Origin of the sequence: Mycobacterium sp. (assembly GCF_032159565.1) — a bacterium.
GTDB lineage: Bacteria > Actinomycetota > Actinomycetes > Mycobacteriales > Mycobacteriaceae > Mycobacterium.
Genome location: NZ_JAVHWR010000137.1, coordinates 17,170 through 32,448 on the forward strand (window position 1 = coordinate 17,170; position 15,279 = coordinate 32,448).

Annotated in this window: 18 protein-coding genes; 4 read left to right on the forward strand and 14 right to left on the reverse strand. The window is 66.0% G+C overall.

The features are described 5' to 3' along the window. Positions 1-310: 310 nt before the first annotated feature. The 3 genes from QOC76_RS18475 to QOC76_RS18485 are packed head-to-tail and all read right to left on the reverse strand — an operon-like array spanning position 311 to position 2,795. Entirely contained in the window at positions 311-1,519 is a 1,209-nt protein-coding gene (locus QOC76_RS18475) for a winged helix-turn-helix domain-containing protein (protein WP_526358982.1), read from the reverse strand. Continuing rightward, positions 1,516-1,998, reverse strand: coding sequence for a dihydrofolate reductase (locus QOC76_RS18480; protein ID WP_526358984.1), 483 nt, complete (start codon positions 1,996-1,998; stop codon positions 1,516-1,518). Before QOC76_RS18480 ends, QOC76_RS18475 begins: the two co-directional genes overlap by 4 nt. Beyond that, positions 1,995-2,795 (reverse strand): thymidylate synthase, encoded by an 801-nt coding sequence (locus tag QOC76_RS18485; protein WP_526358986.1) that lies wholly within the window; start codon positions 2,793-2,795, stop codon positions 1,995-1,997. Before QOC76_RS18485 ends, QOC76_RS18480 begins: the two co-directional genes overlap by 4 nt. A gap of 42 nt (positions 2,796-2,837) precedes the next feature. Here QOC76_RS18485 and QOC76_RS18490 point away from each other — a divergent pair, with 42 nt between their 5' ends. Continuing rightward, positions 2,838-3,572 carry a dienelactone hydrolase family protein gene (locus QOC76_RS18490; RefSeq protein WP_526358988.1) on the forward strand — a complete coding sequence of 245 codons (735 nt, stop codon included), beginning with the start codon at positions 2,838-2,840 and terminating at the stop codon, positions 3,570-3,572. Positions 3,573-3,625: 53 nt separating this feature from the next. After that, entirely contained in the window at positions 3,626-4,546 is a 921-nt protein-coding gene (locus QOC76_RS18495) for an HpcH/HpaI aldolase/citrate lyase family protein (protein ID WP_526358990.1), read from the forward strand. On the opposite strand, the gene QOC76_RS18500 is transcribed toward QOC76_RS18495, so the two are convergent. From QOC76_RS18500 to dapB, 4 genes are all read right to left on the reverse strand, one after another. Then, on the reverse strand, positions 4,540-5,016 hold the full coding sequence (locus QOC76_RS18500) for a hypothetical protein (protein ID WP_526358992.1): 477 nt from the start codon (positions 5,014-5,016) through the stop codon (positions 4,540-4,542). The two genes, QOC76_RS18495 and QOC76_RS18500, sit on opposite strands and share 7 nt — an antisense overlap. A 79-nt stretch (positions 5,017-5,095) precedes the next feature. Beyond that, a complete protein-coding gene (locus tag QOC76_RS18505; RefSeq protein ID WP_526358994.1) occupies positions 5,096-5,551 on the reverse strand; it encodes a flavodoxin family protein in 456 nt (151 codons plus the stop codon). Beyond that, positions 5,548-6,015, reverse strand: a complete 468-nt coding sequence (locus tag QOC76_RS18510) for a tetratricopeptide repeat protein (RefSeq protein ID WP_526358996.1) — start codon at positions 6,013-6,015, stop codon at positions 5,548-5,550. The genes QOC76_RS18505 and QOC76_RS18510 overlap by 4 nt, the downstream gene beginning before the upstream one ends. After that, entirely contained in the window at positions 6,012-6,749 is a 738-nt protein-coding gene (dapB, locus tag QOC76_RS18515; protein WP_526358998.1) for a 4-hydroxy-tetrahydrodipicolinate reductase, read from the reverse strand. Before dapB ends, QOC76_RS18510 begins: the two co-directional genes overlap by 4 nt. Positions 6,750-6,793: 44 nt before the next feature. Here dapB and QOC76_RS18520 point away from each other — a divergent pair, with 44 nt between their 5' ends. Further along, positions 6,794-8,365: an HNH endonuclease signature motif containing protein gene (locus QOC76_RS18520; protein WP_526359000.1), complete on the forward strand. Its 1,572-nt coding sequence runs from the start codon at positions 6,794-6,796 to the stop codon at positions 8,363-8,365. On the opposite strand, the gene QOC76_RS18525 is transcribed toward QOC76_RS18520, so the two are convergent. Then, the gene (locus QOC76_RS18525; RefSeq protein ID WP_526359002.1) at positions 8,366-8,674 is read right to left on the reverse strand and encodes a hypothetical protein; all 309 of its coding nucleotides are present in this window, start codon (positions 8,672-8,674) and stop codon (positions 8,366-8,368) included. Positions 8,675-8,712: 38 nt separating this feature from the next. Further along, entirely contained in the window at positions 8,713-9,228 is a 516-nt protein-coding gene (aldR, locus tag QOC76_RS18530) for an HTH-type transcriptional regulator AldR (RefSeq protein WP_526359004.1), read from the reverse strand. Positions 9,229-9,320: 92 nt separating this feature from the next. Between aldR and ald the strand changes: the two genes are divergently transcribed. Then, positions 9,321-10,436, forward strand: coding sequence for an alanine dehydrogenase (gene ald, locus QOC76_RS18535; RefSeq protein ID WP_526359006.1), 1,116 nt, complete (start codon positions 9,321-9,323; stop codon positions 10,434-10,436). Between the two features lie 4 nt (positions 10,437-10,440). Here the strand turns inward: ald and QOC76_RS18540 are convergent, their stop codons facing one another. From QOC76_RS18540 to QOC76_RS18560, 5 genes are all read right to left on the reverse strand, one after another. Continuing rightward, positions 10,441-10,824, reverse strand: coding sequence for a YchJ family metal-binding protein (locus tag QOC76_RS18540; RefSeq protein ID WP_526359020.1), 384 nt, complete (start codon positions 10,822-10,824; stop codon positions 10,441-10,443). Positions 10,825-10,838: 14 nt separating this feature from the next. Continuing rightward, entirely contained in the window at positions 10,839-11,654 is an 816-nt protein-coding gene (locus QOC76_RS18545; RefSeq protein ID WP_526359008.1) for a rhomboid family intramembrane serine protease, read from the reverse strand. A gap of 10 nt (positions 11,655-11,664) precedes the next feature. Further along, the gene (bla, locus tag QOC76_RS18550) at positions 11,665-12,570 is read right to left on the reverse strand and encodes a class A beta-lactamase (RefSeq protein WP_526359010.1); all 906 of its coding nucleotides are present in this window, start codon (positions 12,568-12,570) and stop codon (positions 11,665-11,667) included. Between the two features lie 17 nt (positions 12,571-12,587). Continuing rightward, positions 12,588-13,940, reverse strand: a complete 1,353-nt coding sequence (locus QOC76_RS18555; RefSeq protein ID WP_526359012.1) for a M16 family metallopeptidase — start codon at positions 13,938-13,940, stop codon at positions 12,588-12,590. Then, positions 13,921-15,279 (reverse strand): polyribonucleotide nucleotidyltransferase (locus tag QOC76_RS18560; protein WP_526359014.1); only part of this gene is annotated, 1,359 nt, incomplete at its 5' end. The genes QOC76_RS18555 and QOC76_RS18560, both read right to left, overlap by 20 nt.

Here is a 15,279-nt window from a genome sequence, read left to right on the forward strand (position 1 = left end):
AGGCGTTCGGGAACGCGGTCAGACAACAGGTCGATGATCCGAATTCGAGAAGTCATACCTTTCAGCTGTGAAATCAGAACAACGAATTCCCTGGAGACCCGGTGTTTCCCGTTCTTCAGAGACTGTTTGAAGATGCCGACGACTACGTGGAATACCCGGAGCTCAGAACACAGCCCGAGGACCTCGACGATGAACCAACTCCGGAAGTGTGCCGTTCGTGCTAGAAGCGAACTGCGTGACCCGGCCTCGATTGTGCGCTTTCGGAGCGAAAACGCTTGCCAGGCATCCGAATACGCACACTCGCACCGACTTACGCCAGCGCAGCACGCAGTGCGCCCACCAGGTCGCCGCGCTCGCCGACCGTGACGTCGCTCAACCCCAACCACGCGGCCATCGACCGCAACTCCCCCGCCAGCGCTGTCGCCACGCGCCCCGCGTCCTGGCCCCCTTCGGTGAACGCGCCGACGACGTTCAGCGCACCCCACACCCGTTCCGCCTTCAGATCGACACGGCCGACCAGCTGCCCGTCGAGTAGAAACGGCCATACGTAGTAACCGAATTGGCGCTTCGGAGCGGGAGTATAAATCTCGATGCGGTAGTGGAAATCGAACAACCGCTCGACGCGTGGCCTGAAGAAGATCAGCGGATCGAACGGGCACAGCAGCGCCGTCCCCCGCTCGCCGCGCGGCACGATCTGGCCGGCACGCAGATACGCCGGCGCCTTCCAGCCGTCGACCTCAACGGGTTCGAGCTCGCCGTCTGCGACCAGCTTGGCGATCGCCGGCTTGACCTGCGCCGCACCCAGCCTGAAGTAGTCGCGGATGTCCGCCTCCGTGCCAACCCCGAGCGCACCCGCCGCCCGCAGCACGAGCTCGCGCACCGCTTCGTCGTCGTCCACCTCGCGCGCCAGCACCTCCGGCGGCAGCACGTTCTCCACCAGGTCGTAATGCCGCGCGAATCCCACCCGCGTCGCCGTCGTCAGCACCCCCGCGGCGAACAACGCCTCCGTCACCCACTTGGTGTCGCTGCGGTCCCACCACGGACCCTTCTTGCCGCGCTGGCCGGCTCCGAGATGCGACTCGATCTGCCCTGCGGTCGACGGGCCCAGCTCGGCGACCGCGGCGACGACGTCATCGGCGAGCCGCGCATTCTTCTTGACGATCTCCTTGCCCCACCGGCCGCCGGTGTACTCCCGCATCCGCCAGCGCAGCAGCGGCCAGTCGTCGACCGCCATCAGCGCGGCCTCATGCGCCCAATATTCGACGAGCAGCCTCGGCGATCGCGCGCTGTGGCTCCACGCGGCGCGGTCCACCACATCGCGGTCGTACGGGCCGAGCCGGCTGAACACCGGCGCATAGTGCGCCCGCACGGCCACCGAAACCGAGTCCAACTGAAGCATCTGAATCCGCGAGACCAGCCGCTTCAGATGCGCCCGGGTGACCGGTCCACGTGGGGCGGGCTCATGGAAGCCCTGCGCAGCCACTGCGACCCGACGAGCCTGCGCGGCGGTGAGCCTCATGTCCGCGAATAGCTGGAGAACCGATATCTCAGCCCCGACGAGCTGACCATCCAGTCACCCTCGATACCCACCCAGGCCTCATCGAGCACGGGCGCCACGGCGTCCCCGTCGTCGCGGGGTAGGTCGACCTCCACCTCGGTGACCTCACACCTCGTCGCGATCGGAAGCGCCAGCGTGTAAATCCGCTCGCCGCCGATCACCCACGTCTCATTGTCGGTGAGCGCCTCGTCCAAGCTGCCCGCCACAGTCGCTCCCTCGGCCATGTAGTCAGCTTGCCGGGTCACTACGACATTTCTGCGCCCCGGCAGCGGGCGCACCTTGCTCGGCAGCGACTCCCAGGTCAGCCTGCCCATCACCACGGTGTGGCCGAGCGTCAATTCCTTGAAGCGGGCCTGGTCCTCGGGCAGCCGCCAGGGAATGCCGCCGGCACGGCCGATCACACCGGAGGGCGACTGGGCCCAGATGAGGCCCAGACTCATACCGCTACGGGTGCCTTGATCGCCGGGTGTGGGTCGTAATTCTTGATGACGATGTCGTCGTAGGTGTAGTCGAAGATCGAATCCCGCGGCGCCAGAACGAGTTCCGGGTACGGCCGCGGATCACGGCTCAACTGCTCGGCGACCTGCTCGACATGGTTGTCGTAGATGTGGCAGTCACCGCCGGTCCAGACGAACTCGCCGACGTCCAAGCCCGCCTGCGCCGCCATCATGTGGGTGAGCAGCGCGTAGCTGGCGATGTTGAACGGCACGCCGAGGAAGAGGTCGGCGCTGCGCTGGTAGAGCTGGCAGGAGAGTCTGCCGTCGGCGACATAGAACTGGAAGAACGCATGGCACGGCGGCAGAGCCATCTGCGGGATCTCGCCGACGTTCCAGGCCGAGACGATGTTGCGCCGCGAGTCCGGGTCGGACTTCAGCAGCTCCAGCGCGGCGCTGATCTGGTCGATGTGCGCACCCGACGGCGTGGGCCAAGACCGCCACTGCACGCCGTAGACGGGACCGAGATCGCCTGTTTCGCTTGCCCATTCGTCCCAGATGGTGACGCCGTGGTCCCTCAGCCAGCGCACGTTCGAGTCACCGCGCAGGAACCACAGCAGCTCGTAGACCACCGACTTGAGGTGCACCTTTTTTGTGGTGATCAGCGGGAAGCCGGCCGACAAGTCGTAGCGCAGCTGGTGGCCGAACAGGCTTCGGGTGCCGGTGCCGGTGCGATCCGATTTGGGTGTGCCGCGCTCCAGCACGACGCGCAGCAGATCCTCGTAGGGCGTGGCGACCGGCACGCCGCCCAGCTTACGTCCAGACCGCTGGCGTAGAACTGAACCATGCCGAGTGTCTCTGCGACGGTCCCCACACTAGATGGCAGCTGCCCCGCCACCCTGCACACCCCGAAGGGCACCGGCCCGTGGCCCGGGCTCGTCATGTACGTCGACGCGGGCGGCGTCCGCGACACCATGAACGACATGGCCGAGAAGATGGCCGGCTATGGCTATGCGGTGCTGTTGCCTGACGTGTTCTACCGGCACGGCGACTGGGAGCCGTTCGACATGCAGACCGTATTCAGCGACCAAGCGCAGCGGACCCGGTTGATGTCGATGGTCGGCTCGGTGACGCCGGACATGATCGCCGCGGACGCGGGTGCGTTCTTCGACTTCCTCGAGCAGAGACCCGAGGTCAGGGGCTCGCGATTCGGCGTCTTCGGATACTGCATGGGTGGCCGGACCTCGATGATCGTGGCCGGCCGTCAACCCGATCGCGTCGGCGCCGCCGGTTCGTTCCACGGCGGAGGCCTGGTCACCGACGATCCGAACAGTCCGCACCTGCTGGCCGACAAGATGAACGCGACCGTCTACGTGGCCGGCGCGGAGAACGACGCCAGCTTCACCACCGAGCACGCGGAAACCTTGGACAAGGCACTGACCGCGGCCGGTGTCGAGCACATGGTCGAGTTCTATCCGGCCGGGCACGGGTTCGCGGTCCCGGACAACCCGCCCTATGACAAGGCGGCCGACGACCGGCACTGGGCCGCGCTGGAGAAGCTGTTCGACGCGCTGCCCTGACCTGGATAGACCCCGCGCTTGGCCCAGTGGCCGCGGTAAGCGACGATATTCGCGTGGACAACGAGGTCAGCACCACCCAGGACGACGCCGACGTCGGATCGCGGATCAACCACGTGCTCGCCAGGAGCTGGCTGCTGGTCAACGGTGCGCAGTACGACAGGTTCGCGCCCGCCGTGCGGTCGCGCGCCGACATCGTCGTCCTCGACATCGAGGATGCGGTCGCACCCAAGGACAAGGTCTCGGCACGCGGCAATGTGATCAAGTGGCTCGGCGACGGTAACGGGGACTGGGTCCGTGTCAACGGATTCGGAACGCAGTGGTGGCAGGACGACCTCGAGATGTTGTCTGGCACTTCGGTCGGTGGCGTGATGCTGGCGATGGTCGAATCGGTCGACCACGTCACGGAGACGGCGAAACGACTACCGAACATCCCGATCGTCGCACTCGTGGAGACGGCCCGCGGTCTCGAGCGGATCACCGAGATCGCCGCGGCAAAGGGCACATTCCGGTTGGCCTTCGGCATCGGCGACTTCCGCCGCGACACCGGTTTCGGGGACAACCCGACGACGCTCGCCTACGCGCGCTCGCGGTTCACGATCGCGGCCAAGGCCGCGCACCTGCCGGGCGCGATCGATGGCCCCACCGTCGGGTCGAGCGCCTTGAAGCTCAGCGAGGCGACGGCGGTGTCGGCCGAATTCGGCATGACCGGCAAGATCTGCCTCACGCCCGATCAGTGCGGAACGGTGAACGAGGGGCTTTCGCCGTCGTTGGACGAAATCACCTGGGCCAAGGAGTTTTTCCTCGAGTTCGAGCGCGATGGCGGCGAGATCCGCAATGGCTCGGACCTGCCGCGCATCGCGCGTGCGAACAAGATCCTCGACCTCGCCCGTGCCTACGGCATCGAGCCGTCCGATTTCGACGACGTCGACGACCCGGCGCACATCCCGGCACCGTCGGACACCTACCACTACTGAGACTTCGGCGGTTCCCCGTCGCGATCTTTCCTGTGCAGGAAATTGGCTATTGCGCGCGCAATACCGCGGCCCGCATAGATGGCGGCGACCACCGACAGAATGATCATCACGATGAACATCACCAGCCAGTTGCTCCGACTGTGGCTTACGTTCCACCAGACGATGGTGAACAGGATCGCGCAGATGAACACGACGATGTCGCGCCAGTTACCGCCGTATGAGATTGCGGCCTCGCGCAGGGCACGGCTCTTCTCCGTCGCCTCGACCAGGTCGTTGATGCGCTCGTCGATGCTGGCCTTCAGCCGGGCTTTCAGCTCAGATTGATCGTCGGGGATCCGCTCGAGCAGATCCATGTCCTTGGCGATCATGGCGCGAACGTCCGGTCCCTTGAAGCTTCCCGCAGCGGCGCCCAGCAACGCTCCACCCGCGATTGGCGCTGCGCCCAAGGCGAGTTCGGCGATACCCGGCATAACTAGCTTTCTATCGCGTTGACGGTCGCCGCGCTGCTTTATGGCGCGATACACTCCGCCTCTTGCGCCGGCGCCAGCGCTATCCCATCAATTGAGCGGCGACCGTGGCGCCGAGATTCCAGCACGCCTCAAGATCGTCCTTGCTCGGCTTGCCCGACACCACCACGGTGTCAGCGGCCTTCGTCCAGCCGAGCCCAGTAGTGATTGAGTCGATTCCACGCTGGGCTCCCTCCGTGCCCTCGTTGCCGTGCAGGTAGACACCGAACGGTCGTCCGCCCGTGGTATCGAGGCACGGGTAGTAGCAGACATCGAACGCGTGCTTCATCGCACCGCTCATGTAGCCGAGGTTGGCAGGCGTGCCCAGCAGGTAGCCGTCGGCCTCGAGCATGTCGGTTGCCGACACCGTCAGCGCCGGTCGACGCACGACGTCGACGCCCTCGATCTCGGGGTCGGTCGCGCCCGCCATCACCGCCTCGAACATCTCATGTGTATGCGGCGACGGCGTGTGGTGAACGATCAACAGCCTCTTGGTCATTCCGCCTCCTGTAATTCGACGGCCTTCTTCATCGCCTCTCTCGCACGGCTGCGGTCGCCCGCGTAGTCATACGCCCGCGCCAGCCGATACCACCCGAGCCAGTTGTCCGGATCCTTCTCCACCTCGTCGCGCACGGTCTCGAACAGTGCGTCGGCCGCGTCGCGTTGGATCCGACCCGACGGCATCCTGGGCAACTGGCTGACGTCGAGCTCGACTCCCGTCTCGCGGGCGATTCGCGCCAGCCGTTGATGCGCCAAGCCGGCCAGCAGCGTGCTGACCATCACCCAGATGCCGATCAGCGGCATGACCAATATCGCCAAGCCCAACCCGACCGCTGCGGCGCTGCCGGAGGTCATGAACGCCCACGCGATCCGGCCGAGCAACAGCAAGTACACGACGAGTGCGACGCACATGAAGCCGATGACCAGCTGGATGCGCAGTGCGCGGCCGCCGTCGGTGCTCATGTCAGGTCGAGCAGCGGCTCAATGCCGACGGTGAGCCCAGGGTGTTCCTTCACTTTCCGGACGGCCAGCAGCACACCGGGCACGAACGACGTGCGGTCGAGGCTGTCGTGCCGGATCGTCAGCGTTTCACCCTCCGTGCCGAACAACACCTCCTGGTGCGCGACGAGACCGGCCAGCCGCACGGAATGCACGGGTATGCCGTCGACGTCGGCGCCCCGGGCGCCGTCCAGACCTGTGCTGGTGGCATCAGGATTGGGCGGCATGCCTTTTCGCGCTTCGGCGATGAGCCGCGCCGTGCGGGCGGCGGTCCCCGACGGTGCGTCGGCCTTGTGCGGATGGTGGAGCTCGATGACCTCAACCGAATCGAAGAAGCGGGCCGCCTGCTGTGCGAAATGCATCGACAGCACGGCGCCGATCGCGAAGTTCGGCGCGATGAGGATGGCGACGTCGGGATTCGCGGTCAGCCAGCTGCGGACCTGTCCCAGCCGCTTGTCGTCGAACCCGGTGGTGCCAACGACGGCGTGGATGCCGTTTTCGATGCAGAACTTCAGGTTGTCCATCACCACATCGGGATGCGTGAAGTCGATGACGGCCTCGGTGTCGCCTCGGGTCAGCAGATCGAGCGAATCGCCTGCGTCGACCTCGGCCGACAGAGTGAGGTCGTCCGCGTCCTGAACGGCCCCAACCATGGTCGCGCCGACCTTGCCCTTGCTACCCAGTACTCCGACCCGCATGAGCCCACCCTAGTTTGTCGCAACCCCGGCGTACTCTCGAACACATGTTCGAAGGATTGGCGCCGACCGAGTTAGTGGTGGCGATTGCCGACTCCCAGCGCCAGGAGTCGCGGCTGATGGCGCGGCGGATGTCGGCGGTGGCCGAATTGCTTGCGCTGCGGACCGCCGAGGTCTACACGGAAGACCCCGACCCGGGCTACATGATCGTGACGGGATTTCAACGCACCACCGCCGAGGTCGCGGCCGCGTGCAACCTGTCCCCCGCGGCCGCAGGCGTCACGGTCTCCCATGCCCACACTCTGGCGGATCGACTGCCCAAGGTTGCGGCGGTGTTGGCGGCGGGTGAGACGGACTGGCGAACGGTGCAGTTGGCAATCACCCGAACCGAATTCGTCAGCGATTCGGTGATCGAACGCCTCGATTGCCTGCTTGCCAGCCGAGTCGCGAAGTGGCACTGCTGGTCACGCAAGCGAATCATCAACGCCATCGACGCCATCGTGCGAGTAATGGATCCCGACGCGATCCGGGAGCGGGTGCGGCGCGAGGACAAGCGTCATGTCAAAGTCATCGCGCAGGCCGACGGCACTGCCAAACTCGACGGCAGCGTCGCCGCCGAAGCAGGAATAGCATTCGACAAGCGACTCACCGAACTGGCCAGCGCCGTGTGTCGAGACGATCCCCGCACCGTCGATCAGCGCCGCGCCGACGCAGTGAAGGCTTTATCGGAGGGGCGCACACTGGCATGCCAATGCGATGATCGCAACTGTCCCAACCGCCCCGATGACACCACTTCGTCGATCCGGATCGTGGTCAATGTCATCGCGGGGTCGGACACCGTGCTCGGCGGTGGTACCGAGCCTGGATACCTCGAAGGGTACGGCGTGATCGACGCGGACCTGGTCCGCCGGATGGCCGAGGAAGCGACACTTCGCCTGGTCGAAGAGCCGAAGGTGAGCACCGCCGAAGCGCTGCGCTATCAGCCGTCGGCGGCCCTCGAGCGCGCAGTGCGCTTACGCGATCTGACATGTCGATTCCCTGGATGCGACCGGCCCGCGGTGATCTGCGATTTGGACCACACAATTCCGTTCGACCATGCCGATCCGAGCAAGGGCGGCTTGACGGTGGCTCACAACCTCAAATGTTTGTGTCGGCAACACCATCGACTCAAAACTTTTCACGACGGCTGGCGCGACGAACAACTACCCGACGGCACTGTGCTGTGGACATCGCCGACCGGAGAGGTCTATCGTACCGTGCCCGGCGGGGTCGCCCTGTTCCCCGACATCGGGTCGCCGCCGGCGTGCCGGGAACCGAAAGCCGTTCGCCGCAACCGTTCTCGTGAGCGGGCGACCCGCATCGCACGCATTCGCAACCGCAACCGGATCCACCGGCCAATCAACGAGGCGCACCGCCGACTCGAACACGCTCGCCGGCAGGAGATCGGCTACCGCAAGCACCGCAACGAGATGCGCAAGATGTTGTTCATTCTCAAAGGCCGACCCAGCACCAGCCCGTTCTGCACCTGGATCAACGATCCGCTGGAACCCGAAGAGTTGCCACCGGATTGGCGGCCTCCCCCCGAACCACCACCATCATCGGACGAGCCACCGTTCTGATCAGCAGTCGACGTCGACATACACGGTTTTCGCCGTGACGGTTGTGACGATGCTGCTGCCCGCTCCCGGCGCTCCCGAATCCGTCCTGCTGAAGGTCTGACCGGGCCGCACCGAGGTGACGGCACACTCATCGAGCGGAGCCGTGCCGGTCTTGTTGAGGATCACGTGTAATCCACGGGCCTGCAACGCATTCACTGTCTCCGACGCCGACGCGGGACCCGTCGGCGCCGCATATGCGGCTGCGGCAGATCCCAGAGCGGCACCAGCGATCGAACCGGCGACCATCGCGGGCAATAAGACATATTTCATTGAACTTCCTCTCTATCAATAAGAGATAGAGGGCGGGGTTACAGCGGAGAGGCGCCCCGCAGGTGCTCGAAGATCAGCGATGTCTGCGTGCCCGCGACGTCGGAGTCGGCGTTGAGGTTCTCGACCACGAACGCTCGCAGGTCCTCAGTGTCGCGGGCGGCCACGTGCAGGAGAAAGTCGTCGGCACCTGCCAGGAAGTAGACGTCCATCACCTGCGGCTTGCGCCGGATCTGCTGGATGAAGCTGCGGATCTTGGCGCGCGCATTGGCCTGCAGGCTGACCGAGATCATTGCCTGCAGTGAAAGGCCGATGGCGGTCGGGTCGATGTCGGCGTAGAAACCGCGAATGACACCGAGCTCGTGCAGCCGGCGAACCCGGCCGTGACACGTCGACGGGGCGATACCCACGGCATCGGCGAGCGCGCTGTTGGGCATGCGGGCGTCGCGGTGCAGGGCGATCAGAATCCGGCGATCGACCTCGTCGAGCTCGGGTGGCCGAACATCCTTCGGCGGACGTGCGCGACTTACCGTCGCTAATGATGATTCTTCGGTCATAGCGCGATGTTATCGAATGATCGACAAGTCTGTTGCTCGATTACCGAATGTTCTTCACAATTTACCTAGTCCATCGACCTCCAGGAGCGATCATGCGCGTCGGCATCCCGACCGAGATCAAGAACAACGAATTTCGAGTTGCCATCACCCCGGCCGGTGTGGCCGAGCTGACCCATCGCGGCCATGAGGTGCTCATTCAGGCCGGCGCGGGCGAAGGCTCTGCGATCTCCGACGCCGACTTCAAGCGCGCGGGCGCCCAGATGATCGACAACGTCGACGAGGTGTGGGCCGAGGCCGACCTGCTGCTGAAGGTCAAGGAGCCGATCGAGCCCGAGTACAGCCGGATGCGCACGGGCCAGACCCTGTTCACGTACCTGCATCTGGCCGCCTCCAGGCCGTGCACCGACGCGTTGATGACTTCGGGCACCACGTCCATCGCCTATGAGACCGTGCAGACCGCCGACGGTGCGCTACCGCTGCTGGCCCCGATGAGCGAGGTCGCAGGCCGGCTCTCGGCGCAGGTCGGCGCCTACCACCTGATGCGCAGCCACGGCGGCCGCGGCGTTCTGATGGGCGGCGTCCCCGGTGTCGCCCCGGCCGAGGTCGTCGTCATCGGCGGCGGCGTGGCCGGCTACAACGCCGCCCGCATCGCCAAGGGCATGGGCGCTCACGTCAACGTGTTCGACGTCAACGTCAACACGTTGCGCAAGATTGACAACGAGAGCAGCGGATTCATCGAGACCCGCTTCTCGTCGATGCTCGACCTCGAGGACGCCGTCAAGGATGCCGACCTGGTCATTGGCGCCGTGCTGGTGCCCGGGGCAAAGGCTCCCAAGCTCGTTTCGAATTCGACTGTCGCGCATATGAAGTCGGGCGCGGTCCTGGTCGACATCGCGATCGACCAGGGTGGCTGCTTCGAGGACTCGCACCCAACCACGCACGACGACCCGACGTTCGCCGTGCACGACACCGTGTTCTACTGCGTGGCCAACATGCCAGGCGCGGTGCCGCGCACCTCGACATACGCGCTGACGAACGCCACCATGCCCTACGTGGTGAAGCTGGCCGAGCGGGGATGGCAGGCCGCTTGCCAGGCTGATTCCGCTCTGGCCAAGGGTCTTTCGACCCACGAGGGCGCGCTGCTCTCCGAGCAGGTGGCATCCGATCTGGAGCTGCCCTTCACCGACCCGGCCACCGTGCTGGCCTGACCGGTCAACCGAACACCTCCCCGTCCACGTAGAACCAACGACGGGCTCTAACGGCGAAGTGGGACCGCTCCCGAAGCGTCCCACTTCGTCGGTTCCGGCGATAGTGAGCGCAGAACTCCACCTCTCCCCCGTCATCGCCCTGCTGTCCCGCCACCGTGTCGAGGATCTCCAGTCCCGTCCACACCTCATCGGACGGAGTGAGCGCCTCGGGCCGGGTGCGCGGATGCCACGTCCGCCAGACGTAGTCGAGGTCCCCGACCGCGTACGCGCTGTAGCGCGATCGCATCAACTCTTCGGCGGTCGCGGCTTGGCGCTCCCCGGCATGTAGCGGCCGACAACACCGGCCGAACACCTCCCCACTGCCACATGGGCAGTCATCTGTCGTCAACACAGATCGCTCCGTCAGGCCAGCGCCAGCAGATCGCTGGTGCGCCACCAGATCAGGGCCGCGAACAACACGATGAGGGCAACCGTCGCACCGACCTGCACCGGGATACGGTTCTTGGCGGGTGCGTACGCGTAGGCCAAGGCGACCACACCGCCCGTCGCCAGCCCGCCAAGGTGTCCTTGCCAGCTGATCGACGGCACGGTGAACGTGATGACCAGGTTGATCGCGATCATGATGACGACCCACCGGATGTCGACGTTGACCTTGCGCCCCACCACGAAAGTCGCCGCGAACAAGCCGAATACCGCGCCCGATGCACCGAGCGTCGGCACGTTCAGCGGCGAGAACAGGTAGATCAACACCGAGCCGCCGAGCGCGCTCAGAAGATACAGCGCGACAAAACGCGTTCGGCCCAGCCAGATCTCCAGCGGCGGACCGACCACGAACAGCGCGAACATGTTGAACAGGATGTGAGTGATCCCGCTGTGCAAGAAAGCCGACGTCAGCAGGCGGTACAGCTCGCCGTGGGCGACGGCGGGCGACCACATGACGAAGTCCGCCTCCACGCGCGACGACGCCGTCTGCACGACGAAGGCGAGCACGTTGATCGCGATCAGGACGAAAGTGACGACCGGGGTCGTCGAACCCCACCGGCCGCCCGACCGGACCCGCGGTGGGGGCACCGATTTCGCTCCGGCGCTGACACACTCCGCGCATTGATGACCGACGGCCGCATCGCGCATGCACTCCGGGCAGATGTACCGGCGACACCGGGTGCACTGCACATAGGTCGTCCGGTCGGGGTGCCGGTAGCAACTCGGGGCGGTCATCACTTCCCGCTCAAGCGCCGAGCAGCCACGGCACCAGCAGCGAGGTGACCTCGCCGATCAGCGGCCGGTTGTTCGGTGCCTTCGGGTCGTTGGCCCGCGAGCGCGTCATGATGGCCAGCAGCAAGCGCCTGCCGTCGGGCCCGTACGCGATACCGACGTCGTTGGTGCTGCCGTAGTCGCCGTTGCCTGTCTTGTCGGCGGTGGTCCAGCCCTCGGGGAGACCTGCGCGCACGCTCGAGGTTTCGTTTGCCCGCATCCAGTCCTCGAGCTGCCGGCGCTGCGGCGGGGCCAGCACGTCGCCGGTGAGCAGGGTGCGGTAGCCGCCGCCGAGCGCCTGCGGCGAGCTGGTGTCCCGCGGGTCGCCCGGTATCGCCGAGTTCAACTCGATCTCCCAGCGGTCAAGCCGGGTGCGGTCGTCGCCGATGCTGCGCGCGAAATCGGTGATGGCCGAGGGGCCGCCGATCGTCTGGAGCAGCAAATTGCCCGCGGCGTTGTCGCTGACCTGCACGGCCGCCGCGCACAGCTCGGCCAGCGTCATCTGACCACCGGAGTTCGGCGCGGTCCTCGGCGAGTTGGGCAACGCGGCCTGGGCGGGGTCGACGAAGACCTGGCGGTCCAGCGTCAGCTCACCGTTCTGCACCATCTGCAGGACGCGCGCGGCGGCGTAACCCTTGAACGTCGAGCACATCGCGAACGACTCGCCGTCGAGGTGCGACACCGTGCGGCCGGTTTCGAAGTCGACTGCGTACACGCCGATCTTCGTGTTGTGCCGCCGCTGCAGCGCCTCGATACGGTCGTGCACCGGCGGGACCGGCTCCCCTTGTGTGTCGCCAAGGACAGGTTTTTGCGGAAAGGTGGCGAGGCCTGCCACGGCCAATCCGCCGGCCAGCAGGGTTCGTCGGGAGAGGTCAGTCACCGTCCCCACGTTACAGTTCAGCCTGTGATGGCCCGAAGCGGCTGTGGCAGTGACCTTTTGGTGCGGTACGGCCCCAGCACCGCGGCACCGTACGGCCTGGTCAGCAGTTGATGCGCGACCGCGTTGACCTCATCGAGGGTGACCGCGTCGATCAGCGCCAGCGTCTCGTCGATGCTGCGGTGGTCGCCGTAGTTCAGCTCGCTGCGGCCGATGCGGTTCATCCGCGAACCTGAATCCTCCAGGCCCAGCACCAGCCCGCCGCGCATCGAGCCCTTGGCGATCCGGCACTCGGATTCGGTGATTCCGTCGCGGGCCACCGTCTCCAGCACGTCCGCGGTCACCCTGGCCACTTCGGCGAAGCGCTCGGGAAGACACGCGGCGTAGACCGACAGCGCGCCGCTGTCGGAGAAGGTGTCCACCGTCGAGTACACCGAGTACGCCAGCCCGCGTGTTTCGCGAATCTGCTGGAACAGGCGCGAACTCAAACCTCCGCCCAACGCGGTGTTGAGTACAGACAACGCCCAGCGGCGCTTCCAGTGCCTGCCCGGCACGCGCACCCCCAGCGACATGTGAGTCTGCTCGGCGTCCCGGTTGACCACCTCAAGAGACGGCTGACCGGTGACGCGGCCCGTGCCCTTGCGGGGCGGCACCGCCGTGCGATCGCGCACCAGGTGCCGGCCGAAGTGCTCACGCACCAGCCGGACCACCTCGTCGTGGTCGATATTGCCCGCGACCGCCACCACCATCCGATCGGGGGTGTAGCGGCGGACGTGGAACGAATGCAGCTGCGATCGCGTCATCGCGGAAACCGACGCCGCGCTGCCGATCACGGGACGCCCGACCGGGTGTTCTCCGAAGACCGCCGACAGGAAGACGTCGCCGAGCGTGTCCTCCGGATCGTCGTCGCGCATGGCGATTTCCTCGAGCACCACAGCACGTTCGAGCTCGACGTCCTCGGCCGCACATGTACCCCGCAGCACCACGTCGGCGACCAGGTCGACCGCCAGTTCCAGGTCGTTGTCGAGGACGTGCGCGTAGTAGCAGGTGTGTTCCCTGGCCGTGAACGCGTTCAGCTCGCCGCCGACCGCGTCCACCGCCTGGGCGATCTCCACCGCACTTCGCGTCGGCGTGGCCTTGAACAACAGGTGCTCGAGAAAGTGTGCGGCGCCCGCGACGCTGGGCCCTTCGTCGCGCGAACCGACGCCCACCCATACGCCGACAGACGCCGAGCGCACCGACGGGACGTATTCGGTGACGACGCGAAGCCCACCGGGCAAGGTGGTGCGTCGCAGTGTGGACTTGGTCGTGGACTCGTCGCCGCGGCGGACCCGTCGCAGGCCCGCCTTGCCGCTAGCTGCCTGTCGTGGCATCGACAGGCGAATCAGCGGACGGGGCGTCCTCGGCTGAGTCTTCTTCGGCGACCAGGACCAGCGAGATCTTGCCGCGATTGTCGATGTCGGCGATCTCGACACGCAGCTTGTCGCCGACCTTCGCCACATCCTCGACCTTGGCGATGCGCTTGCCCCGCCCGAGCTTGGAGATGTGCACCAGGCCGTCACGGCCAGGCAGCAGCGACACGAACGCGCCGAAATCGGTTGTCTTGACCACAGTTCCGAGGAACCGCTCGCCGATCTTGGGCAGCTGCGGGTTGGCGATCGCGTTGATCCGGTCGATCGCGGCCTGCGCCGAAGGCCCGTCGGTCGCGCCGACGAACACGGTGCCGTCGTCCTCGATCGAGATCTGGGCACCGGTCTCCTCGGTGATCGAGTTGATCATCTTGCCCTTGGGTCCGATGACCTCGCCGATCTTGTCGATCGGCACCTTGATCGCGGTGACACGTGGCGCGTAGGGGCTCATCTCGTCGGGCTCGTCGATCGCCTCGGCCATCACCTCGAGGATGGTGTTACGCGCATCCTTGGCCTGTGCCAACGCACCGGCAAGGACAGACGACGGGATGCCGTCGAGCTTGGTGTCCAGCTGCAGCGCGGTGACGAAGTCCTTGGTTCCTGCCACCTTGAAGTCCATGTCCCCGAAAGCATCCTCGGCGCCGAGGATGTCGGTGAGCGCCACGAAGCGACGCTCGGTGCTGCCGTCCTCCAGTTCGACATCGTCGGACACCAGGCCCATGGCGATGCCTGCGACGGGCGCCTTCAGCGGCACACCCGCGTTCAGCAGCGATAGTGTCGATGCACACACCGAGCCCATCGACGTCGAGCCGTTCGAGCTGAGCGCCTCCGAAACCTGGCGAATCGCGTACGGGAATTCCTCGACGCTCGGCAGAACCGGCACGAGTGCCCGCTCAGCCAGGGCACCGTGGCCGATCTCGCGGCGCTTCGGCGAGCCGACGCGACCGGTCTCACCGGTCGAGTACGGCGGGAAGTTGTAATGGTGCATGTAGCGCTTGCTGGTCTCCGGTCCCAGCGAGTCGATCTGCTGGGCCATCTTCACCATGTCCAGCGTGGTGACACCGAGGATCTGGGTCTCACCGCGCTCGAACAGCGCGCTACCGTGCGCCCGCGGAACGACGGCCACCTCGGCGGACAGCGCACGGATGTCGGTGATACCGCGCCCGTCGATGCGGAAGTGGTCGGTCAGGATGCGCTGACGGACAAGCTTCTTGGTCAGTGCCCGGAAAGCCGCACCGATCTCCTTCTCGCGGCCCGCGTACTGCTCGCCGAGCCGCTCGAGCACCTCGGCCTTGATCTCGTC

Excerpts from the sequence above, each read along its gene's own strand:
- aldR (WP_526359004.1), bottom strand. The coding sequence starts at position 9,228 with ATGACCGAAGAATCATCATTAGCGACGGTAAGTCGCGCACGTCCGCCG.
- QOC76_RS18525 (WP_526359002.1), bottom strand. The coding sequence starts at position 8,674 with ATGAAATATGTCTTATTGCCCGCGATGGTCGCCGGTTCGATCGCTGGT.
- QOC76_RS18510 (WP_526358996.1), bottom strand. The coding sequence starts at position 6,015 with ATGAGCACCGACGGCGGCCGCGCACTGCGCATCCAGCTGGTCATCGGC.
- ald (WP_526359006.1), top strand. The coding sequence starts at position 9,321 with ATGCGCGTCGGCATCCCGACCGAGATCAAGAACAACGAATTTCGAGTT.
- QOC76_RS18500 (WP_526358992.1), bottom strand. The coding sequence starts at position 5,016 with ATGCCGGGTATCGCCGAACTCGCCTTGGGCGCAGCGCCAATCGCGGGT.
- QOC76_RS18505 (WP_526358994.1), bottom strand. The coding sequence starts at position 5,551 with ATGACCAAGAGGCTGTTGATCGTTCACCACACGCCGTCGCCGCATACA.
- QOC76_RS18475 (WP_526358982.1), bottom strand. The coding sequence starts at position 1,519 with ATGAGGCTCACCGCCGCGCAGGCTCGTCGGGTCGCAGTGGCTGCGCAG.
- QOC76_RS18480 (WP_526358984.1), bottom strand. The coding sequence starts at position 1,998 with ATGAGTCTGGGCCTCATCTGGGCCCAGTCGCCCTCCGGTGTGATCGGC.
- dapB (WP_526358998.1), bottom strand. The coding sequence starts at position 6,749 with ATGCGGGTCGGAGTACTGGGTAGCAAGGGCAAGGTCGGCGCGACCATG.
- QOC76_RS18490 (WP_526358988.1), top strand. The coding sequence starts at position 2,838 with ATGCCGAGTGTCTCTGCGACGGTCCCCACACTAGATGGCAGCTGCCCC.
- QOC76_RS18555 (WP_526359012.1), bottom strand. The coding sequence starts at position 13,940 with ATGCCACGACAGGCAGCTAGCGGCAAGGCGGGCCTGCGACGGGTCCGC.
- QOC76_RS18545 (WP_526359008.1), bottom strand. The coding sequence starts at position 11,654 with ATGACCGCCCCGAGTTGCTACCGGCACCCCGACCGGACGACCTATGTG.
- QOC76_RS18520 (WP_526359000.1), top strand. The coding sequence starts at position 6,794 with ATGTTCGAAGGATTGGCGCCGACCGAGTTAGTGGTGGCGATTGCCGAC.